The sequence below is a fragment of the Mesorhizobium sp. RCAM 06353 genome (genome assembly GCF_059683585.1).
On the sequence record NZ_CM185031.1, the window covers coordinates 5528706 to 5548536 of the forward strand.

Annotated in this window: 19 protein-coding genes and 1 pseudogene; 6 read left to right on the forward strand and 14 right to left on the reverse strand. The window is 63.8% G+C overall.

Translation table 11 applies throughout. The annotated features are described in order from the left end of the window. The first annotated feature begins 103 nt into the window (after positions 1-103). Entirely contained in the window at positions 104-565 is a 462-nt protein-coding gene (gene queF / locus AC56QX_RS26870) for a preQ(1) synthase (RefSeq protein ID WP_010915503.1), read from the forward strand. A gap of 7 nt (positions 566-572) precedes the next feature. Here queF and AC56QX_RS26875 read toward each other — a convergent pair whose 3' ends face one another. The 6 genes from AC56QX_RS26875 to AC56QX_RS26900 all read right to left on the reverse strand — a co-directional run bounded on the left by AC56QX_RS26875 (position 573) and on the right by AC56QX_RS26900 (position 7378). Next, on the reverse strand, positions 573-1448 hold the full coding sequence (locus tag AC56QX_RS26875) for an alpha/beta hydrolase (protein ID WP_497111505.1): 876 nt from the start codon (positions 1446-1448) through the stop codon (positions 573-575). Positions 1449-1455: 7 nt separating this feature from the next. Continuing rightward, positions 1456-2079, reverse strand: coding sequence for a YqhG/Tai3 family protein (locus tag AC56QX_RS26880; protein WP_497111506.1), 624 nt, complete (start codon positions 2077-2079; stop codon positions 1456-1458). 189 nt (positions 2080-2268) lie between these two features. After that, entirely contained in the window at positions 2269-3240 is a 972-nt protein-coding gene (locus tag AC56QX_RS26885) for a right-handed parallel beta-helix repeat-containing protein (protein WP_497111507.1), read from the reverse strand. 300 nt (positions 3241-3540) lie between these two features. Continuing rightward, the gene (locus AC56QX_RS26890; RefSeq protein ID WP_497111508.1) at positions 3541-4020 is read right to left on the reverse strand and encodes a DUF3828 domain-containing protein; all 480 of its coding nucleotides are present in this window, start codon (positions 4018-4020) and stop codon (positions 3541-3543) included. Between the two features lie 97 nt (positions 4021-4117). Beyond that, the gene (locus tag AC56QX_RS26895) at positions 4118-5767 is read right to left on the reverse strand and encodes an ABC transporter substrate-binding protein (RefSeq protein WP_497111509.1); all 1650 of its coding nucleotides are present in this window, start codon (positions 5765-5767) and stop codon (positions 4118-4120) included. Positions 5768-5827: 60 nt separating this feature from the next. Beyond that, positions 5828-7378: a trimethylamine methyltransferase family protein gene (locus AC56QX_RS26900; protein ID WP_497111510.1), complete on the reverse strand. Its 1551-nt coding sequence runs from the start codon at positions 7376-7378 to the stop codon at positions 5828-5830. 185 nt (positions 7379-7563) lie between these two features. On the opposite strand from AC56QX_RS26900, the gene AC56QX_RS26905 reads away from it, so the two are divergent. Then, complete coding sequence (locus AC56QX_RS26905) at positions 7564-8466, forward strand: LysR substrate-binding domain-containing protein (RefSeq protein ID WP_497111511.1); 903 nt, start codon at positions 7564-7566, stop codon at positions 8464-8466. A 67-nt stretch (positions 8467-8533) separates the two neighbouring features. Continuing rightward, positions 8534-10423 carry a DNA mismatch repair endonuclease MutL gene (gene mutL / locus AC56QX_RS26910; protein ID WP_497111512.1) on the forward strand — a complete coding sequence of 630 codons (1890 nt, stop codon included), beginning with the start codon at positions 8534-8536 and terminating at the stop codon, positions 10421-10423. A gap of 237 nt (positions 10424-10660) precedes the next feature. Here mutL and AC56QX_RS26915 read toward each other — a convergent pair whose 3' ends face one another. After that, positions 10661-11554: a DMT family transporter gene (locus tag AC56QX_RS26915; RefSeq protein ID WP_497111514.1), complete on the reverse strand. Its 894-nt coding sequence runs from the start codon at positions 11552-11554 to the stop codon at positions 10661-10663. A 91-nt stretch (positions 11555-11645) separates the two neighbouring features. Here AC56QX_RS26915 and AC56QX_RS26920 point away from each other — a divergent pair, with 91 nt between their 5' ends. Then, positions 11646-12572, forward strand: a complete 927-nt coding sequence (locus tag AC56QX_RS26920; RefSeq protein ID WP_497111516.1) for a LysR substrate-binding domain-containing protein — start codon at positions 11646-11648, stop codon at positions 12570-12572. Positions 12573-12600: 28 nt separating this feature from the next. On the opposite strand, the gene AC56QX_RS26925 is transcribed toward AC56QX_RS26920, so the two are convergent. Beyond that, positions 12601-13218 carry a hypothetical protein gene (locus AC56QX_RS26925; RefSeq protein WP_497111517.1) on the reverse strand — a complete coding sequence of 206 codons (618 nt, stop codon included), beginning with the start codon at positions 13216-13218 and terminating at the stop codon, positions 12601-12603. Positions 13219-13313: 95 nt separating this feature from the next. Between AC56QX_RS26925 and AC56QX_RS26930 the strand changes: the two genes are divergently transcribed. After that, positions 13314-13547 (forward strand): DUF2093 domain-containing protein, encoded by a 234-nt coding sequence (locus AC56QX_RS26930; protein WP_023779388.1) that lies wholly within the window; start codon positions 13314-13316, stop codon positions 13545-13547. A gap of 79 nt (positions 13548-13626) precedes the next feature. Here AC56QX_RS26930 and lpxK read toward each other — a convergent pair whose 3' ends face one another. The 6 genes from lpxK to AC56QX_RS26960 form a co-directional block, all read right to left on the reverse strand. Beyond that, the gene (lpxK, locus tag AC56QX_RS26935; protein WP_497111518.1) at positions 13627-14652 is read right to left on the reverse strand and encodes a tetraacyldisaccharide 4'-kinase; all 1026 of its coding nucleotides are present in this window, start codon (positions 14650-14652) and stop codon (positions 13627-13629) included. Between the two features lies 1 nt (position 14653). Next, positions 14654-15970: a lipid IV(A) 3-deoxy-D-manno-octulosonic acid transferase gene (waaA, locus tag AC56QX_RS26940; protein WP_027042205.1), complete on the reverse strand. Its 1317-nt coding sequence runs from the start codon at positions 15968-15970 to the stop codon at positions 14654-14656. Further along, positions 15967-16758: a lysophospholipid acyltransferase family protein gene (locus AC56QX_RS26945; RefSeq protein WP_497111519.1), complete on the reverse strand. Its 792-nt coding sequence runs from the start codon at positions 16756-16758 to the stop codon at positions 15967-15969. Before AC56QX_RS26945 ends, waaA begins: the two co-directional genes overlap by 4 nt. Before the next feature lie 5 nt (positions 16759-16763). Then, positions 16764-17009, reverse strand: coding sequence for a DUF4170 domain-containing protein (locus AC56QX_RS26950; protein ID WP_497111520.1), 246 nt, complete (start codon positions 17007-17009; stop codon positions 16764-16766). Positions 17010-17085: 76 nt separating this feature from the next. Continuing rightward, the gene (locus AC56QX_RS26955; RefSeq protein WP_497111521.1) at positions 17086-17895 is read right to left on the reverse strand and encodes a 3'(2'),5'-bisphosphate nucleotidase CysQ; all 810 of its coding nucleotides are present in this window, start codon (positions 17893-17895) and stop codon (positions 17086-17088) included. Continuing rightward, on the reverse strand, positions 17882-19225 hold the full coding sequence (locus tag AC56QX_RS26960) for a TldD/PmbA family protein (protein ID WP_497111523.1): 1344 nt from the start codon (positions 19223-19225) through the stop codon (positions 17882-17884). Before AC56QX_RS26960 ends, AC56QX_RS26955 begins: the two co-directional genes overlap by 14 nt. A 168-nt stretch (positions 19226-19393) precedes the next feature. On the opposite strand from AC56QX_RS26960, the pseudogene AC56QX_RS26965 reads away from it, so the two are divergent. Beyond that, positions 19394-19809, forward strand: a pseudogene (locus AC56QX_RS26965) (VOC family protein). The last annotated feature ends 22 nt before the right edge of the window (positions 19810-19831 follow it).

Here is a 19831-nt window from a genome sequence, read left to right on the forward strand (position 1 = left end):
TGCGCTGCTCAATTCCTATTTAAGCACCGGATTCGTCCGAAAACCGCTGCGCACTTTTCGGTCCGGTGCTAAGGAGCGGCGAAAATTGAAAGAGATCCCGCTCATGATCGATACCAAAACCCTTACCCAGCTCGGCGCCCACGTCGAGACGCCACAGAGCCCCGAAGCAGCGGTCCTGGAGACCGTGCCGTTTTCGCGCGGTGACGGTCCGCCGGCGATCGTGCGCTTCACCTGCCCGGAATTCACCTCGCTGTGCCCGGTGACCGGCCAGCCGGATTTCGCCCATATCGTCATCGACTACGCACCCGATGCAGCTTTGGTGGAATCGAAGTCGCTGAAGCTGTTCATGACCTCGTTTCGCAACCATGGCGCCTTCCATGAAGATTGTACCGTCATGATCGGCCGCCGCATCGTGGCAGCAACCAAGCCGCTGTGGTTGCGCATAGGCGGCTATTGGTATCCGCGCGGCGGCATTCCGATCGATGTGTTCTGGCAGACCGGCGCGCCACCGGAAGGCGCCTGGCTGCCCGACACCGGCGTTGCGCCCTATCGCGGCCGCGGCTGAACGGGCGTCAGCCATTGCCGGCACCCGTCAGGCAGAGCCTCGTCGCCAGGAAGGGAAGGACGGCATCGCGGTAGCGTGGCGGGTCGTAGCGCAGCAGGTCGACATGGCCTGCCCCTTCGAACCAGACCAGCTGCGAGCCGGTGGCGGCGTTTTGCAGCGCCGTCACCTGGCCACGGTCGATGAAGGGATCGACGCTGCCCGCAAGCAGCATCAGGGGTGCACGGATCTTGCCGAGGCGATCGACCGGCCTGACGTCGTCGGCGCTCAAGCCAAGACGAACCGGCATCTGCGCCAAAAGCACATCGGCCTGGAAACCGCGCCAGAAGTGGAAAGGCATGCGCCATGCCGTGGTCTCGCGCAAACTCGCATAGAGCTGCTCCAGCACATAGGCATCGGCAGGCGCTTGCTGTGCGGCAAAGACGAAGGCAGTGGCACCCAGCGATGAGCCGGACGCCCCAAGTTTCTGGCCGGGAAAGCGCTGCCTGGCAAAGGCAATGATGCGGGCGGCGTCCTGCCCTTCGCTGTAGCCGAAGCCTTGAATGGCGCCGCCGCTCTCGCCATGCCCGGACAGGTCGAACAGGATGATGGAATAACCGGCGCCGAACAAAAACTTCGCCCTTTGAACCAAGGCCAGCCTGTTGGCGCCACGCCCATGCAGCAGCACAATCGCGCCGCAACTGCCCTTTCGATCGGCTACCCAGCCGACAAGCTCGGGCGCATCGGCCTGATCGAGCACGACGCGCTCGACGGGAAAATCGCCAGGCGCCGCCAGAGCTTGCCGGGGCTGGCGGGCGATCAGCACAGTGCCGATGTGCCAGTCGAACACGCCCCCGGCAACGCCGAGCCCGACCAGCACGATCGCGAGCCACAAGCGAAGCTTCATTGCCGGTTCATTCGCACTGATACTGGCTGAGCGCCCACTCGCCGGTCACCGACAGCAGATCCGATATCTTCCAGTCGCCGTCGACCTTCTTGAGCTTCCATTCGAGACGGTGCGGGTTGCCGGCGACGACGAAGGCGACGATGACCTTGGCCTGGTCGCCATTGATCGCTTCGAGCGTCTTCAGGCTCTTGTCGATCTCGTCCTTGTCGTAATCGGCATTGTCCAGCGCCATGTTGGGATCGAGGCACTCGCCCTGCCCGGATTTGCGCAGCGCATCGCTCTTGTCGAGCACGGTTTTGGCCGGATCGATGAAATGGCTGCGCTGCGCCGGATCGATCTCCAGGCCGACCTGATCGTAGAACGGCCGCACCATCGCTGTCGGCGATCCCGGCTGGATGGGCGCGGCAGGTTGGCTGGGCGGCCAGGCAACCGGCGGCGTTGCCGGCTCCACCGCACCGCCCGGTGCATTGGCGGGCGGCGCCCCGCTGCCGGCAGGAGCGCCAGCCGAGGGCGCGCCGTCGGCCGGAGCGTTTGCCGGTGGCGCGCCGAACAACCCTTGCGCAGCCGTGCCATTCAAACCCGACGCCAGTATGAAAGAAACCGACAATGCCAGAAGACAGAAACGGGCCATAACGTCACCAAGGCTTTGGCCAGTCATGCTTTGCGATTGGCATGCATTCGATTGGCTGGACATCCAGCCACGCAACTTCGGGCCTGATCGAGAACCATGCAGAGTTTGTTGGCGTAGACAAGGCCACGTCATTCAAATTGCCCGCTTGGCGCGATCGGTATCGCGCCAAGCGAGCCACATCAGGTCATTTCAGTGCAATGGAATGACGGGCGGATTTGGCCCATCACTGGTGTTGCCGTTGATCTCGTTGTTGCCATAGGACGAAATCACGCCGCCATTGACGACGGCCGTTCCGGTGGCGTTGCCGGAGATGGTCGAGCGACCGACGCGGATGTTTGCGTTGGCCCCGTCGACGCGAAGGCCGCCGGCCGCACCGTTGTTGGCCACGGCAACGTCGTCGACCATGATGTTGATGGCCGGCCCGCCGCCCGGATTCAGGATGCTGATACCGGCATTGGTATTGCCCGAGACACTGCTGTTCACAATGGTTGTGTTGGAGCCGCCAGTGTTGCTGGTGCCATCCGCCTTCACTCCAGCAAGACCGTTGTTCTGGATCGAAGAGCCAGCGATGACAACCTTGGCAACGCCAGCTGCCGTCGGCTGGATATGGACGCCGTCGGCGCCATTGCCGGTGATGTACGAGTTTGTGACATAGAGTTCGGCCGTCGTCCCCGACGGCGAGAACAAGATACCGTTGCCGTTGGGCGCCGCACCGCCGTGGTCACGAATAACGCATTCCTCGATGTGCAAAGCAGCGCCGGCAAGAAACCGAACGCCGTTGAGGCCAGGCGTGGCGGTCGCACTGTCGATATCAAGGCCGCGAAGAATGACGACGTCGGCCGCACCGGCATTGACGATCACGCCGTTCGTCCCGCCATTCGTTATGCCCGCCTCGACATCCTCACAGGCGATCGTTATCGCCTTGGTGATCGTCACAGCGCCAAAGCCACCCGGATCGATGCAGTTGATTTCGCCGCCGGCGGCGGTCTTCGAAATAGCGCCGGCGAACGTTTTGCAAGGCGCCGTGCGGCTGCAGGGATTGGCGTCATCTCCAACACCAGAGACCCATGTCCGGACCGCTTGCGCGGAAGCTGGCGTGGCGGTCACCGCCATTACCAAAGCGAGAAGCAGCGAAGATAATAGGTATCCTAGAATTTTCATGATCATTCCCCCTATATGGAACAAGATATTCGTTCACAACCAAGCGGAGGAAGTCTAGCGCGTTGCCTCGTCGAAAGCAACGTGACGTCAAAACCGAATCACCAATTTGAATTTCTCGTGTGAACGGCAATCCGCCAAGCTACGCAGCCACCATCGTGCCTTTGTTACATAGCCTTCACACTACAGTCGAAGTGCTTGACGTTCCACGAAATTTAGCAAGCTTCGAGCGTCAGGGATGGCAAACAGCGACAAGAATCCCCCAATTCGACGCCCCGGCGGGAACGGCCGAGGCCCGTCGCGTCACTCCGGATCCTGGCCGGCCATGCATTCGAGATGGCTCAGCGTCCAGTCGCTGGTCTTCGAAGCAATGTCCGATACCTTCCACTTGCCATCGACCTTCTTCAGCGACCAGTGCATTTCGCGTTGCGAATCGTCTCCGTCCGAAAAAAGCCTGAAGTTCGCCACCACCTGCGCCGTGTCGCCATCCACCGTCTCGGACAGTTTCAAGGTCTTTGAGACAGTCTTCTGGTCGAAATCCTGCGCGTCAAGACCAGGATCGAAATCGATGCAGGCGACCTGGTCGGGATTCTTCTTGGTCGCCTGATCATTGAGATCGAACAGTTTCGTCACCGGCTCGGTGAAGCGATCCCGGTATTGTGCGTCGGCCTCGAATTTGACCGCCGGAACATAGAAGAACTTTACGGCGTCGGACGCCGGTCCGGCGAAGGCGGTTGCGGGCAAGGCCGTCGCAAGGGCGGCAACGAGCACTGTCAGTCTCATGCAGAATCTCCGGCTTTTGATGGCTTGAAGCAATCAGCACCACGCATCCTGCATACCGGCTTTTTTGCCGCTCATGAAGCCCCTGCCCGCCCTCCTTTCAGCCGTCCAGCCAGACGTTCTGAAGGTCCATCTCGAAGGTCTGGTGGACCCCGTAGTTCTTCACCTTCTTGTTGGTATGGCTGTACAGCTTCTGCCAGAACGGCTGGATGATGACGCCGGAGTCCTGCAGGATCTGCTCGACGTCCTTCATCACCTCCTTGCGCTTGGCAACGTCGATCAGCGAGAGCGCCTGTTTGAGCTTGGCGTCGAAATCGGGATTGGAATAGGCCGATTCATTCCACGCCTCGCCAGTGCGATAGCCCAGCGCCAGCACCTGGACACCGAGCGGGCGCATGTACCAGATGGTCATCGAATAGGGATATTTCGTCCAGTCGTTCCAGAAGGTCGACCCCGGCAACACCGTCCGCTTCACCTTGATGCCGGCATCGCGCAACTGACCGGCGATCGCATCGCCAGTGTTCTTCTGCCAATCGTCCTCGATGGTGATCAGCTCGTGCTCGAAATCGGCCTGGCCGGCGTCCGCCATCAATTTCTTGGCGCCGGCGGCGTCACGCTCCTTCTTCGGCAAGGGATAATATTCCGGATGGATCGGGGCGACATGGTGGTTTTCGCCAACCGTACCGCGCCCGCTATAGCCGAGCTGGAGTACGGCATTGTTGTCGACGGCCATCTGCAGCGCGTTACGCACCCGCTGGTCGTCATAGGGCTTGTGGGTGATGTTGGTGCGGGCAACCAGCGTGGTGGCGGTCGCCACCTCCGACTTTTGCAGCCCCATCTTGTCCAGAATGTCGATGAAGTCGGCGGGGCTCTCGAAATTGAGGTCGATCTCGCCGGAATCGAACGCGTTCACCGTGGCGTTGAAATCGGTGCCGTAGTCGACGAACTCGATACCGTCGAGCGGCGCCTCACCGCCCCACCATTTGCCGTTCGTGCGGCGTTTCACCACCGCCTTCTGGCCGACATCGTAAGAGACCAGTTCAAACGCTCCCGTGCCAATCGGCTTCTTGATCGGGTCGGCGCCGTCGGCATCGAAATTGCGGTGCACTACAAGTGCTGGATAGTCGGTGAAGTTCGGGATCAGCGAAATGTCGGGTTCGCTGAGCTTCAGCTTGACCGTGCTGTCGTCGACCTTGGTGATCGCGCCATCCCTCGCCTTGCCGGTTTTTGTGTCGATAAGCGCGCCGACGCGTGCGGCCATTGAATTGCCGGCGACGCCCTTCTCGCACCAGCGCGTCAGATTGTAGGCGACGTCATCGGCGTTGAAAGCATCGCCATTGTTCCAGGTGATGCCCTTGCGCACGTGCAGAGTGTATTCGGTGGCGTCGTCGTTGATATCCCAGCTTTCAAGCAGCACCGGCTCGAAGGTGAATTCCTTGGTGTAGCGAACCAGCGGCTCCAGCCAGCTGCGCGAAATATTGGCAAGCTCCACCCAGTCGTAGGTGCGCGGGTCTTTCTGCGCCTTGACCGACATCGAGACGTGCAGCGTGCCGCCCTTCTTCGGCTCCTCGGCCAGCGCCTGTTGCGGCGCGGCGAGGCCGATCATGCCGTAGGCCAGCGCCGTGGAGGCGCCGAAGGCGCTAGCCAGCGCCAGGAACTCGCGCCGGTCCATGCGGCCGGCACGTGCCTCCTGCGCCATGGCCTCGATTGCGCTCGGGACACGATCGCCGTTGCTTCTGAAAAGTGTCATTTTTTTCTTCCTCCCTTATGGTTCCCGTCGCGACTTCGCCCTTTGCCTCAACTCCCAGTGTCAACTCACCGTGTCTGGCAGCTTCTCCTCGCGCCGGGCGATGAAATCCTTCAGACCCTCGGCGACGCCCTCATCAAGTTTCGGCTCCTCGTAGTCGGCGAGCATGTTGCGCGCCTTCTCGCGGCCGCGCGTGTCGTGGTCCTTCGCCCCTTCGGCCTTCCACTGTTCGTAGGAATTGAAGTCCATGATCGAGGGCATGAAGAAGGCCGACTCGAAATGCTCCAGCGTGTGCTGGGTGCCGAGGAAATGGCCCTGCGGCCCGACCTCGCGGATCGCCGCCATCGCTTCCTTGAAATCGTCGAACGGCAGCCCGCCGGCATATTTGTACCAGCCGACAAGCTGCTCGCAGTCCGTCGCGAATTTCGAATAGCCGCAAGTCAGGCCGGCTTCCAGCCATCCGGCGGAATGCCAGATATAGTTGGCGCCGGAGAGGATGGCGGCATGCATAAGCATGTTCGATTCGTATCCCGCCTGGGCGTCATTCAACTTCGAGCCGACATGGAAACCGGAGGTGCGCCACGGCAGCCGGTATTTCCGCGCCAGTGCCCCCATCAGATACATCATCTGGGCGGCCTCCGGCGTGCCGCCCATCGGCGCGCCGGTCTTCATGTCGACCGTGACCATGAACTGGCCGTAGACCTGCGGTGAGCCTGGTCGGATGAGCTGGGTCAGCGCCACGCCGGCAAGCGCCTCGGCGTTGACCTGCGCCACCGCGCCGACGGCAGAAGCCGAGGTCGAAGCGCCGCACAACGCGAAAGGCGCCAGGATCAGCGGCTGATTGTGGCTCGCGTAGACCCGCATGGCGTCGATCATGGTGGCGTCCCATACCAGCGGCGAATTGCAGTTGGTGATCGCCACCAGCACAGGGTTTTCGCGTACGAACTCCTCGCCGAAGACGATGCCAGCCATCGCCATCGTGTCCTCGGCGCGCTCCTTCGATGTCACTATGCCCATGAACGGCTTGTCGGAATGCTTCAGCGCCGAATGGATGATGTGCAAATGCCGTTTCGGCACTGCTATCTCCATCGGCTCGCAGATGACCGAGCTCGAGGAATGCAGCGCCGGCGCCATGTAGGCCATTTTGTGGAAATTGTTGAGATCGGCGAGCGTGCCATAGCGCCTGTTGTTGTCGAGGTCGCGCACATAGGGCGCGCCATACATCGGCACGAAGATCGAGTTGTTACCGCCGACGCGAACCGTACGCTCGGGGTTGCGTGCATTGAGCGTGAACTCCGACGGAACCTTCGAGACGAGCTCCATCAGTAGCGCACGGTCGATGCGGACACGCGTCTCCCTGACATCGGCGCCGACCGCCTTCCAGAGCGCGATCGCGCCGTCGTCGCGGAATTCGCAGCCTACCTCCTCGAGGATCTTGAGCGATTCCTCGTGGATCAACTCCACCGCCTCGTCCGGGACCATCTGGTAGACCGGAATCTTGCGCACAAGGGTCGGGAACGAGATTATCGGAGCCGCCCGCAGCGCCTTGCGTCCCAGGCGGCCACCGCTTCGGCGATGTGTCGGTTCGGTCAATTCAGCGGCCGGTGCGTTCATGGAGCCTCCCTGAAGCAGCGCACCGGAAACGGCGAACCGCTCTAACTCTTTGTTTTGACGCAATTCCTGTGGGAAAACCGTTCACATTTTTCCTGGAATTGGTCTAAGTCCGTTCCAGCCAAATTAGCGAGACGAAATAGGCCTGTGACGCTGGAAAATCCTGATCTCTTGTATAAGCTCTGCTTATGCGAAGCCTGCGCCACCTCCTGCCCTCCGCCGGCAGCTTGATCGTCTTCGAGGCAGCCGGCCGGCTATCGAGCTTCACCGCCGCCGGGCGCGAGCTCGGCATGACGCAGGCGGCGGTCTCCTACGCGGTGCGCGGGCTGGAAGAGCAGCTCGGCGCCAAGCTGTTCCAGCGTCGCCACCGGCAGGTCAGCCTGACCGAAGCCGGCGAGCGCTTCCATGCCGATGTCTCGCTGGGCTTGTCGCACATCCGCAAGTCAGCCGAGGATTTGCGCCTGCAGGCGACCGGCGGCCATGTCACGCTTGCCGCATCGACCGCTTTCGGCTCCTTCTGGATGATGCCGCGGCTGCAGCAGTTCCGCGATGAACTGCCTGGCATCGATTTGCGCATCCAGACCGCCGACCGCGACCTCGACATCATCGCCGAAGGCATCCCGCTTGCCGTGCGCGGCGGCGAGCCCCGGGACTGGCCGGACTATCATTCGCTGCCGCTCGCCGATGAGGAGATCTTTCCCGTTGCCGGAACCAGTTACCTGGTCAAATTCGGCATGCCGAGGACGGTCGGGGAGCTGGCCACGCACCGCCTCATCCATCTCGAGGAGCCGTACCGCGAGGCAGCCAGCTGGGACGAATGGTTCCAGTCGGCCGGCGGCAGTCTCGACGACACCGCGCGCGGCCTGCGCATCAATGATTATGGCCTGGTCATCCAGGGCGTGATGGAGGGGCAAGGCATCGCCCTCGGCTGGCGGCACCTCGCCGAGCGGCTGCTGGCAACGGGACTGCTGGTGCAGGTGACGGATCACGTGCTCAAGACCGGCAAGGCCTTCTATATCGTCTGGCCGAAGAACCGTGAACTCAGCGACAATGCCCGCAAGGTCAGGGATTGGCTGGCGGCGCAGGCATAAAGCCGTTTCACGCCTCCACCGCAGTTCGCCCTCGCCCGCAGGGCACGAATCCGCCTATACTGTCGTCATGCCCATTCGCCAGCTTTCCGAAACGATGATCAACCAGATCGCCGCCGGCGAAGTCATCGAGCGTCCGGCGAGCGTGGTCAAGGAACTGGTCGAGAACGCGCTCGATGCCGGCGCATCGCGCGTCGAAATCGTCACCTCAGGCGGTGGGCTGAACCTGATCCGCGTCACCGATGACGGGTCGGGCATTCCCGAATCGGAACTGGCGCTGGCGATCGCCCGCCACTGCACCTCCAAGCTTGTCGAGGACATCAACGACATCCGCTCGCTCGGCTTTCGCGGTGAAGCGCTGCCTTCGATCGGTTCGGTGTCGCGGCTGTCGATCCGGTCGCGCACGGCCTCTGGCGACAGCGCCGCCGAAATCGGCATCGAAGGCGGTCGCGTCCTGCCGGTCAGGCCGGCGGCGGCCAACCGCGGCACCACGGTCGAGGTGCGCGACCTGTTCTTCGCTACGCCGGCACGGCTCAAATTCATGAAGGGCGAGCGCGCCGAAAGCTCGGCCACGAGCGATGTGGTCAAGCGCATCGCCATCGCCTTCCCTTCCGTGCGGTTCACGCTGGCCGGCTCGGACCGCTCGACGCTGGAATTGCCGGCGACCGACGACAGTCCTGAGGGCAGCCTGCGCCGCGTCGCCCAGGTGATGGGGGCCGAGTTTCCCGACAATTCCATTGCCATCGACGCGATGCGCGAGGGCGTGCATCTGACCGGCCATGTGTCGATCCCGTCCTTCACGCGCGCCAACGCGCTGCAGCAATATGCCTATGTCAACGGCAGACCGGTGCGCGACAAGCTGATCGCCGGCGCCATTCGCGGCGCCTTCGCCGATGTCCTGCCGCGCGACCGCCATGCGGTGACGGTGCTGTTTCTTTCGCTCGATCCGGCCATCGTCGACGTCAACGTCCACCCGGCCAAGGCCGATGTGCGCTTCCGCGATCCGGGCCTGGTGCGCGGGCTGATCGTCGGCGCCATCCGGCAGGCACTGGCCGATGCCGGCATCCGTTCTGCCACCACAGGTGCCGCCGGCATGATGGCTGCGTTCCGGCCGGGTGCGGCATCCTACGGTCACGGCGGCCCGGCCAACGGGCATCGCAGCTACGACGCGGCTTACCGTGCTTCCGGCGCCACCGGCTTCGACCCTTCGCGCTCGCCGCAGCGGCCGCTCGACATGCAATTTGAAGGTACGGGCTTTGAACGCGCCGGCGCACGGAATGGCGGCTTTGGTGAGCCTGACCAGGCGGCGTTCGATACCGGCCCTCTTGCCAGTGCCGATGCGCGCGCCAGCCAGGATATGCCGGCCGAGACGCTGCTTGGCGCGGTGCTCGGCGCGGCACGCGCCCAGGTGCACGAGAACTACATCGTTGCCCAGACCAGGGATTCGCTGGTCATCGTCGACCAGCATGCGGCGCATGAGCGGCTGGTTTACGAAGCGCTGAAGAACGCGCTGCACTCGCGGCCCGTCCCCTCGCAGATGCTGCTCCTGCCTGAAATCATCGACCTGCCGGAAGAGGACGCCGAGCGGCTCGCCATGCATTCCGAAACGCTCGCCCGCTTCGGCCTCGGCATCGAGCGGTTCGGCCCGGGCGCCGTCGCCGTGCGCGAGACGCCGTCGGTGCTGGGCGAAACCAATGTCCAGCAATTGGTGCGCGACCTCGCCGACGAGATCGCCGACAATGATACGGTCGAGACACTGAAGGAGCGGCTGGACAAGATCGCCGCCACCATGGCCTGCCACGGCTCGGTGCGCTCCGGCCGCCTGCTCAAGGCCGAGGAGATGAACGCGCTGCTGCGCCAGATGGAGGCGACGCCGGGTTCCGGCACCTGCAACCATGGCCGCCCGACCTATATCGAGCTCAAGCTGGCGGATATCGAAAGGCTGTTCGGGCGGCGGTGAAGGTTTCGGTTCCGTCGGCGCGCCAAGCACCCCCACCCGGACCTTCGGTCCGACCTCCTCACAAGGGGGAGGTAGAGCGCCGAGCTTTTCCGCATGAGCGCTGTTCTGTAGGCGGGTAGATCGCTTCCTCACCCTCCCCCTTGTGGGGAGGGTCGCTGCGAAGCAGCGGGGTGGGGGTCGAAAAGGGCCGCTCTCAGCGGCCCTTTTCGATTCAGGAAGGCCTTCCAACACTCTGATCTACCGCTTCAAATTCACCACGATGACACCGCCGAGCGCCAGCGCTCCGCCGAGGATGCCGAGCAGCGTCGGCACTTCGCCCAGCCAGAAGAAGCCGATCAGGGCGGACATCGGTGAGACCAGATAGAGGAAATTTGAAGCACGCGCCGCCGGCAGGCGCGACAGCGCCGTCGCCCAGGCGGCGTAGGCGATCAGGCTCGGCACGATGCCGAGAAAGATCACGGCGCCGAGGCCGGCTGCGTTGGCGACCGCAGCCTGTGCAACGCCGCTTGGCAGAAACGGTAACAGGCAAAGTGCGCCAAGGATCATGTTCGAGGCCGAGATGGTCAGCGGATGGTGGCGGGCAAAGAGCGGCTTCTGCACGATGGTGTTGACGGCCGAGCACAGCGCGGAGCCAAGAACCAGCAGCGCGCCGGCATTGAAGTGCAGGCCTTTCCCGTCGGCCACGGCGATGATGCCGATGCCGGCGAAAGAAATGGCCGTGCCCAACCAGGCCCAGCTTGAGAAACGCTCGCCGAGCAGAGCCATCGCCATAATGGCGGTGAAGATCGGACTGACATTGATGATGAAGCCGGCGGCACCGGCCGAGACAGTCAGTTCGCCGAAATTGAGCATGACGGTGTAAAGCGCGACGAAAATTGCGCCGCCGAAGGCGAGGCGCCACAATTCGTCGAGCCTCGGCAACGCCGGACGCTTGACAACAAGGAAGATCGCCGCCGGCACGGCGGCGATGCCAAAGCGCAGGGCGCCCAGTTCCAGCGGACCGAAGGCGGCAAGGCCGGCGCGGATGGCCGGAAAGGCAGAGGCCCAGCCAACCACCGTCAGCGCAACCGCGACGGCTGCCGTGGTGCCCATGCGCTGTGTCTGATTCAACGTGCCCGTCATCGCGCTCATCTCACTGCCCTCGTGTTCTTGTGTCCTGAAGGCCACAAAACGCCTTTTCCCGCTTGTTGACAAACGACCAAATCGAGGATCACCTGTGACTATGGATCACAGCTCGGACACAATGGTGCCACTCGAAACCCTGCGCGCCTTCGATGCGGCGGCGCGGACCGGCAGTTTTTCGGCGGCGGCCGAAAAACTCAACATCACCCATGGCGCCGTCAGCCGGCAGATCGCCAAGCTCGAGGACTGGCTCGGGCTGAAAGTGTTCGATCGCGGCGCGCGCGGCGTCTCGCTGACTATCGAAGGCAACCGGCTGCATTTGCGCACGGCGGAAGCCTTCGCACTGATATCAAGCCATTCCGACCGCTGGGTCGAGCCGCGCGGCACGGCGGTGGTGCGGCTGACCTCGATCCCCTCGGTCAGCGGGCTGTGGCTGATGCCGCGCATGGCGGCACTGGAGAACAATCCGACCAAGCTGCGCATCGTGCTCGATGTCGACATCCGCCAGGCCGACCTTGCCGATGAAGGCATCGATCTGTCGATCCGCTGCGGCCGTGGCGGCATTCCGGGCCGCATTTCGGTAAAGCTCTTCGAGGAGCATGTCTTTCCCGTCGCCTCGCCGGAACTGGCACGCGAGATCGGCCGCGGCGACCCGGCCCGGCTGCTCAAATTTCCGCTGATCAACGATTCCGACGCCTCCGGCTGGCGTGCCTGGTTCGCCGCGCAAGGCATGGACTATCGTCCGCGCCCGCAGGATCGCCGCTTCGAGGATTATAATCTGGTGCTGGATGCTGCCGCCTATGGGCTCGGTATTGCCTTGGCGCGTCCGCCGCTGACCGGGCATCAGCTGCAGTCGGGCCGCATCGCCGCTGTCGACGAGCGCACCGCGCTCAATCCCGTGTCCTATTGGCTCGACCGGCCGCTGGGACGGCCACGCACCGCCGCCGCCGACCTCGCCCGCCGCATTGCGCAGCAGGCCGGATTGGCGCCGGACAAGATCGAGGCGTTCATCGAAGCCGAGCGATAGGTCTGCTGGCCTATCCCCGATTCGACGTTCAGCGAAGCAACAGCAGAACGAAGCCGAAGATCATGGTTGCCAACAAACCGGCCATGATCGAAACAAAGCCGATCTTCACCAGCAGGCGTTCGGGGTTCGGCGCCACACCGTGTGATTGATTGGCCGGCTTATGCCGTCCTGCCAGCGTGCCCAGGAGGGCGGCGTTTTGCGGGACCGGAGCCTGCGGCGGGATAAAAGACAGCAAGGACACGCCCGCCGCCCTGGCGGGAGCGTTGTCATTGGCCGTTGCCGCAGGCGGCACGAAGCCTCGCTGCGTTTCGGCTTCTGGTGCTGCTTTCCTCGCCACGACCTCAGCCAGCACCGCCTCATCCCTCGCGTCGAACTGGGCCTGATAGGCCTCGACGATGCCAGAGGAAGCAATCTGCTGCGATTTGACGGCCATTGGCGCTGCGGGCATCGCCAACAAAGCGGGCGCCGTGCGTTGTGCCAACAGAGAGGGCGCGGCGGGCTGGACCAGTTCCCTGACCAGCGCCGTCCTGACCGGATCGGCTTTCGCCAACGGCACGGGTTGCGGCGTCATCGCCTCCTTGAGCATGGAAGCCAGGCGGGCGGAAGAAATATCCATCATGCCCCCGATAAAAGCGCTTTTCAGCATCTCGTAGCCTCTCAGCATTGTCCGAAGCTTGTCACATGCTTGACCCGGCCGCAGATTTGTGGCGATGAAATCTGTATGACACTTGGCACCACCGCATGATGAACCGTTTCGAAGGCCCGGGCGGCAAGGAAGCCCGCATCCGCTATCTCGATGGCGATTTCCAGGTCACCAGCCCCGGCTCGTTCGTGCGCTGCGCCGTGACCGGTGAAAGCATTCCGCTCGATGAGCTGAAATACTGGAGCGTCGCCAGGCAGGAGCCTTACGTGAACGCCACCGCCTCGCTGCGCCGTGAAATCGAGGTGCATCCGGAGTTGCGTAAGCGGAGCTAGCTTTTTTGTTTGACGCAATCCCCAAAAGAAAGCGCTGCGCTTTCCCGGGGAAAACCGCGTCACACTTTTCCTGGAATTGCTAACCTTTGAGCTTGCGCTGGCGCCACGCATCCAACGTCTCGTGGATGATGCGTTCTGGCACATTGTCGAGCTCGAAAACCGTATCGATTTCCAGCACGTCGAGCTTGTCGAGAAAATTCTGTGAGGCGCCGTGGCGTAACCGGGCAGCGTCCTTGGCCGTGGTGATGAGCCCGAGACCTTCGGTGCGCGCCGTCGTCGCCAGTTCGGCGAGCTCGTCCTCGGCATAGAAGTGATGGTCCGGAAAGGGTTTTGAGAGAACCACCTCCCCGCCGGCCTCTCGCACCGTATCAAAGAATTTGTCGGGATGACCGATGCCGGCGAAGGCGAGGAACCGCTTGCCGGTAAGCTTCGTCTTGCTGCTTGGCTCGGTATGAGCCTCGAAGATCGGCCGGCCGGCGCGCGCCGCCTGGCGCACCACGGCGTCGGCGGCTGTGCCCTCGCCCATCTTCAACAGCCCGCTGGTGAAGACCAGTTGGTCGACGATCTTGGCCCGAAGCGGGCCACCCGGAATGACGCGGCCATTGCCGATGCCGTAGCGGGCATCGACCACGACCAGCGCGTAATCGATATGGATGCGCGCGCTCTGAAAGCCATCATCCATGATCAGGAAATCGCAGCCGTGCTTTTCCAGCAGCAGTCGGGCGCCGGCGGCGCGGTTTGGTGTCACCGCGACGGGGGCGTGTTCGGCCAAAAGCAGCGGCTCGTCGCCGACATGCTTGGCGGCATCGTGATGGGCATCGACGACATGCGGCTCGGCGAACGAGCCGCCATGGCCGCGCGACAGGAAACCGGGCTTCAGCTGCATGCGCTTGGCCTGCTGCGCGAGCGCGATGGCCACCGGCGTCTTGCCGGTGCCGCCAACGGTGAAATTGCCGATGCACAGGACCGGCGCATCGATCTTCTCGCGCCGCGCCCGCCGCATGCCGCGGCCGGCAACGAGTGCATAGACGGCCGACAGCGGTGACAGTGCCAGGACCTTCCAGTCCGGCTCTTCCCACCAGAATGGTGGTGCTTCGGAGGCCACCTTAGCGCCCGTTGGCGCCCTTCAGGCGCGACTTGACGACCAGCGGCTGGATGTAGGGTTCAAGCGACTTCAGCGTGCGCGCCAGCGCGCCGCGCATCTCATCGACGGTCGCGATCCCCGCCGCCATCATCTCGTGGCGCGCCACTTCGTTGGTCAAAAGGAAGTTGACGGCGCCGGCCAGCATGTCGCGATCGCGCACCAGCTTGGCGCCGCCGCTGTCGATCAGGCGCTGATAGGCTTCACGGAAATTCTGCACGTTGCGCCCGGCGAGAACCGCGGTGTCGAGCATGGCCGGCTCGAGCGGATTCTGGCCGCCCTCCGAGGTCAGCGAGCGGCCGACGAAGGCGATTTCGGTCAACCGGAGATAGAGCCCCATCTCGCCGATCGTATCGCCGAGCAAGATATCGGTGTCAGGCCCGATGCGGTCGCCCTTGCTGCGCCGCGCGACCTTCAGGCCCATACCGGAAATCTGCGCGGCGAGAGCCTCGGCACGATCGGGATGGCGTGGAACGACGATCGTCAGCAAGCCGTGGTGACGCTTGTGCAGCGTCGCGTGGACTTCCGCCGCGACCACTTCCTCGCCGTCATGCGTCGAGATCGCCGCCCAGGTCGGGCGGCCGCCGATCTGCCGCTGCAAAGTGGCCAGCGCCCGTTGGTCGACCGGCGGCGGGTTGGTGTCGACCTTGAGGTTGCCCGACACCGTGACCGGCCGGGCGCCGAGCGCGCGAAAACGCTCGCCGTCGACATCGGACTGGGCAACGACATGGGCGAGGTTCTCGAACAGCGCCTCGGCGATGTTGGCGCGCTTCTTCCACGAGGTGAACGAGCGGTCGGACAGCCTGCCATTGACCAGCACCTGCGGCACGTGGCGCGCGCCAAGCTCAAGGATGGTCATCGGCCAAATCTCGGATTCGGCGATGATCGCCAGGTCCGGCCGCCAGTGATCGAGGAACCGGCTGACCGCCGGCTTCAAATCGAGCGGCACATATTGGTGGATGATGCGGTCGCCGAGCCGCTCGTCGGCAACCTGGGCCGATGTCACGGTGCCGGTCGTCAAAACGATGTTGACGCCATAGTCGAGAATGCTTTCGACCAGCGGCACGACGGCTATGGTCTCGCCGACGCTTGCGGCATGGATCCAGATCACCGGTCCTTCGGGGCGCGGGCGGCCGGCAACGCCATAGCGCTCACGTCGGCGGTTGCGGTCTTCCTTGCCGCGCGAGGTGCGCCAGGCAACGTACGGTCCGACCAGCGGATAGGCCGCGGCGCCGGCAAAACGGTAGGCCGACAGCATGGCGCGCGCCCAGCGACCGCTCATTGCCGTCCGTCCACGAGGCGGTCGGCCTCGGCCGTCGCGGCATTGAGTGCAGCCGTGATTTCCTGGCGCTTGCGCTCCATTTCGGCTTCGTCGGCGTCCGCCGCCACGAAAATCGGTGGGCCTATAACGACAGCGGATCGGCCGAATGGCAGGTTGATGGTCGTCTTGTCCCAGCTCTTCTCCAGCACCTTGCGGCGGCTGGTGGTAATGGCGACCGGCAGCAGCGGCCGGCCCGAGAGACGCGCCAACAGAACGATACCAAGCCCTGCGTCGCGCGGCGTGCCGTGCGGAATGTCTGCGATCATGGCGACGTTCTTGCCAGCGGTGAGCGACTTTTTGAGGGCGATGAGGGCCTTGGCCCCGCCCTTGTCGAGATGCCTGGCATTGTCGCGTCCGCCGGAACCCCGCACCGCCTCGATACCGAATTTCTCCAACATCAATGCGTTCAGCTCGGCATCGGCGCTGCGCGACACCATGGCGACCAGCGGCTTGCGCTTGGGATAAAAGGCCGGCGTCAAAAGATGCTGGCCGTGCCACAAAGCGATGATACCGGGCTCGAATTCGGCATAGGCGCCGCCCGAAAAGCGCGCCGATCCGGCGACCAGGGGGCTGGTCAGGCGCACCAGGCGCACGAATTGCGCGAGCAGGCTGGCAATGGCGTTCTTGACGAATCGCGACTGCGCCAGCGGTTCGCGTATCTTGCGCCAAAAGGCCTTGGTCGCGCGGCTGCCGCCCCTGCCCGTAGGCGTGGCGTCGCTGGCTGGCCCTTTCGCCAGATCATGCTCCATCGAATTCAACCGACGACCTTGCTGTCGGGATCCAGCAGACGGTGCAGATGAACGACGAAATAACGCATATGGGCATTGTCCACGCTGGCTTGCGCCTTGGCTTTCCACGCCGTGTGCGCAGATTGATAGTCCGGATAGACGCCGACAATGTCGAGCGCATCGAGATCGCGGAACTCGGTGCCGCCAAGCTTGTTCAGTTCGCCGCCGAACACCAGATGCAAAAGCTGTTTCTTTCCGTCTTCCGCGGCCATGTCGGTCCTTCACATATTGTGAGTTTGTGACAGGTCTAGACCAAAGCCGCCGACTTTGGAACCTGCGAATATGGTTTCACAGCCCGGCGATGACATCGACGAGCACCGCCAACAGCTCACCACTGCCGGCGGCGAGCGCGCCGTGGCGGGTCACTTCGCCGGCATAGAGCGGCGCGCGGCCATGCGGGTCGAGCAACTGGCCGCCGGCCTCGCACAGGATGAGATCGGCGGCGGCGATGTCCCAGTCATGCGCGTTCGGCTTGACGAAGGTGGCGTCGAGCGTGCCATTGGCGATCATCGCCAGGCGGTAGGCAAGCGAGGGGCTGTAAGGGGCTCGTGTCAGCCGTTTCTGCCAGCCGGCCGGCACCAGGTCGATCAGTTGCTTCAGCCCGGAAATCTCCGCCTTGTCCTCAAGCGTGCGCACCGCGATGCGCTTGCCGTTGCGGAATGCGCCCTGGCCGGGCAGCGCCCAAAAGGTCTCGTCCATCGCCGGGCATTCGAGCACGCCGGCGAGCGTGCGGCCTTGTTCGACGACGGCAACGCTGACGCACCAGGTGCGCTGTCCCTCGAGGAAGCCGCGTGTGCCGTCTATCGGATCGACGACAAAGGTGCGGCGCGCCGAAAGCCGCGCCGGATCGTCAACCGTCTCTTCCGACAGCCAGCCATAGTCCGGCCGCGCCGCCAGCAGGGTCTGGCGCAGATAGGCGTCGGCCGCATGGTCGGCTTCGCTGACCGGCGAGGTGCCGCCCTTCATCCAGACCTGCGGGCTGTTGCCGAAGTAACGCATGGCGATGAGACCCGCCTCGCGGGCGGCGTCGCGCAGCAGCGGCAGATCCCCAAGGGCGCCAGAAGGGGCACCGGCAGTGGTCAGTTCATGCTCCGGCAAGGGTCATGCCTTCGATCAGGAGCGTCGGCGCGGCGGTGCCGAAATTGCGGTCGAGGTCGTTGGCCGGCACCATGTTGAGGAACATCGTCTTCAGGTTCGAGGCGATCGTGACTTCGGCGACCGGATAGGCAAGCTCGCCATTCTCGATCCAGAAGCCGGAGGCACCGCGGCTGTATTCGCCGGTCAGCATATCGACGCCCTGACCGAACACTTCGGTGACGTAGAAGCCGGTCTTGAGCGACTTGATCAGGTCCTCCGGCGAGCGGTCGCCCGGCTCGATGGCGAGATTGGTGGAGGACGGCGAGACGGAGGAGCCGCTGCGCGATCCGCGCCCATTGGTAATCAATCCCAGTTCCCTCGCGGCCGAGGTCGACAGGAACCAATGGTTGAGCACACCCTTTTCGACCATCAGAAGTTTCTCGCCCTCGATGCCCTCGCCGTCGAACGGGCGCGTGGCCCGGCCACGCGGCCTGAGCGGTTCGTCGGTGACGGTGATTGCGGATGCGGCCACCTGCTTGCCCATCATGTCGCGCAGGAACGAGGTCTTGCGCGCAACGGATGCGCCATTGATGGCGCCGGCAATATGGCCGGCGATGCCGCGCGCCACGCGCGGATCGAAGACCACGTCGATCGGCCCGGTCGCCGCCTTGCGCGCGCCGATGCGGCGCACGGCGCGTTCGCCGGCCTTGCGGCCGATATCCTCGGGCCCATCGAGATCGGCAAAGTACCGGCGAGAGGAGAATTCATAGTCGCGCTCCATGCCGGTGCCCTCGCCGGCGATGACGCTGGCGGAACGCGAAAAACCCGAACCCACATAGTGGCCGAGGAATCCGTGCGAAGTAGCCAACACCATCCCACCCAGCCCGGCACTGGCGCCGCTACCGGCCGAATTGGTTACGCCCTTGACGGCAAGTGCCGCCGCTTCCGCCGCAAGGGCTGCCTCCTTCAACTGGTCGGCCGACACTTCGGTGCCATCGAACAGGTCGAGATCGCGCGTTTGCCTTGCCAGCAGCGCCGGGTCGGCCAGACCCTGATAGGGGTCCTCAGGCGAGACTTTCGCCATTGCAACTGCGCGCTCGGCGAGCATCGCCGGGTCGGACGCGGCGGTGGCCGAGACGCTCGCCACTTTCTGGCCGACGAAGACGCGCAACGAAACGTCCTCGGCTTCCGACGATTCGGTGGCCTCGACCTTGCCGAGCCGTACCGAGACGCTGGTGGAGCGGCCGCGCACGGCGACCGCGTCTGCGGCATCGGCGCCGGCCTTCTTGGCGGCCTCGACCAGCGCCGCGACGCGGTCGGTCAGTTTTGCAGCGTCTGATATGTCGGCCATGCCTGTAATCCTGCTTGTCGCGGCCAGCTTACGGCCGCGCCCACCCATCTATTGTTCCGGTCCGGCTTGTGCAATGGCACAGGCTTCAATCAAAATGCATCGCTACATGGTTCCTACCCAGAACCCTGTGACGCAAAATCAGTCCGCAGCCTGCATGGGGCATCCTCGATGACGCCCTTCCATCTCGCCTTCCCGGTCCGTGATCTCGATGAAACCCGAACTTTCTATGGCGAGGTGCTGGGCTGCGCGATTGGCCGCTCGTCGGCGACCTGGGTCGATTTCGATCTTTACGGCCACCAGATGTCGGCACATTTGCGGCCGCAGGCCGCGCAAGCCGCCAGCGACGGCAAGGTCGACGGCATTCTGGTGCCGATCCCGCATTTCGGCGCCGTGCTGTTGATGGACGACTGGCAGCGCCTGGCGACGCGGCTGGAAGCGCGCGACGATATCGACTGGCTGGAACGGCCAATGGTGCGCTTCAGGGCGAGCCCGGCGAACAGGCAACGCTGTTCATCCGTGACCCCTCCGGCAACGCTTTGGAATTCAAAGGCTTTCGCTCGCTCGAGCAGGTTTTCGCGCATTGAGGTGAGAAGGCCGGCCGGGGGC

Excerpts from the sequence above, each read along its gene's own strand:
- AC56QX_RS26875 (WP_497111505.1), bottom strand. The coding sequence starts at position 1,448 with ATGAAGCTTCGCTTGTGGCTCGCGATCGTGCTGGTCGGGCTCGGCGTT.
- AC56QX_RS26950 (WP_497111520.1), bottom strand. The coding sequence starts at position 17,009 with ATGGCCGCGGAAGACGGAAAGAAACAGCTTTTGCATCTGGTGTTCGGC.
- AC56QX_RS26930 (WP_023779388.1), top strand. The coding sequence starts at position 13,314 with ATGATGAACCGTTTCGAAGGCCCGGGCGGCAAGGAAGCCCGCATCCGC.
- AC56QX_RS26895 (WP_497111509.1), bottom strand. The coding sequence starts at position 5,767 with ATGACACTTTTCAGAAGCAACGGCGATCGTGTCCCGAGCGCAATCGAG.
- queF (WP_010915503.1), top strand. The coding sequence starts at position 104 with ATGATCGATACCAAAACCCTTACCCAGCTCGGCGCCCACGTCGAGACG.
- AC56QX_RS26885 (WP_497111507.1), bottom strand. The coding sequence starts at position 3,240 with ATGAAAATTCTAGGATACCTATTATCTTCGCTGCTTCTCGCTTTGGTA.
- mutL (WP_497111512.1), top strand. The coding sequence starts at position 8,534 with ATGCCCATTCGCCAGCTTTCCGAAACGATGATCAACCAGATCGCCGCC.
- AC56QX_RS26880 (WP_497111506.1), bottom strand. The coding sequence starts at position 2,079 with ATGGCCCGTTTCTGTCTTCTGGCATTGTCGGTTTCTTTCATACTGGCG.
- AC56QX_RS26925 (WP_497111517.1), bottom strand. The coding sequence starts at position 13,218 with ATGCTGAAAAGCGCTTTTATCGGGGGCATGATGGATATTTCTTCCGCC.
- AC56QX_RS26920 (WP_497111516.1), top strand. The coding sequence starts at position 11,646 with ATGGATCACAGCTCGGACACAATGGTGCCACTCGAAACCCTGCGCGCC.
- AC56QX_RS26890 (WP_497111508.1), bottom strand. The coding sequence starts at position 4,020 with ATGAGACTGACAGTGCTCGTTGCCGCCCTTGCGACGGCCTTGCCCGCA.
- AC56QX_RS26945 (WP_497111519.1), bottom strand. The coding sequence starts at position 16,758 with ATGGAGCATGATCTGGCGAAAGGGCCAGCCAGCGACGCCACGCCTACG.
- AC56QX_RS26900 (WP_497111510.1), bottom strand. The coding sequence starts at position 7,378 with ATGAACGCACCGGCCGCTGAATTGACCGAACCGACACATCGCCGAAGC.
- AC56QX_RS26905 (WP_497111511.1), top strand. The coding sequence starts at position 7,564 with ATGCGAAGCCTGCGCCACCTCCTGCCCTCCGCCGGCAGCTTGATCGTC.
- AC56QX_RS26915 (WP_497111514.1), bottom strand. The coding sequence starts at position 11,554 with ATGAGCGCGATGACGGGCACGTTGAATCAGACACAGCGCATGGGCACC.
- AC56QX_RS26960 (WP_497111523.1), bottom strand. The coding sequence starts at position 19,225 with ATGGCCGACATATCAGACGCTGCAAAACTGACCGACCGCGTCGCGGCG.
- waaA (WP_027042205.1), bottom strand. The coding sequence starts at position 15,970 with ATGAGCGGTCGCTGGGCGCGCGCCATGCTGTCGGCCTACCGTTTTGCC.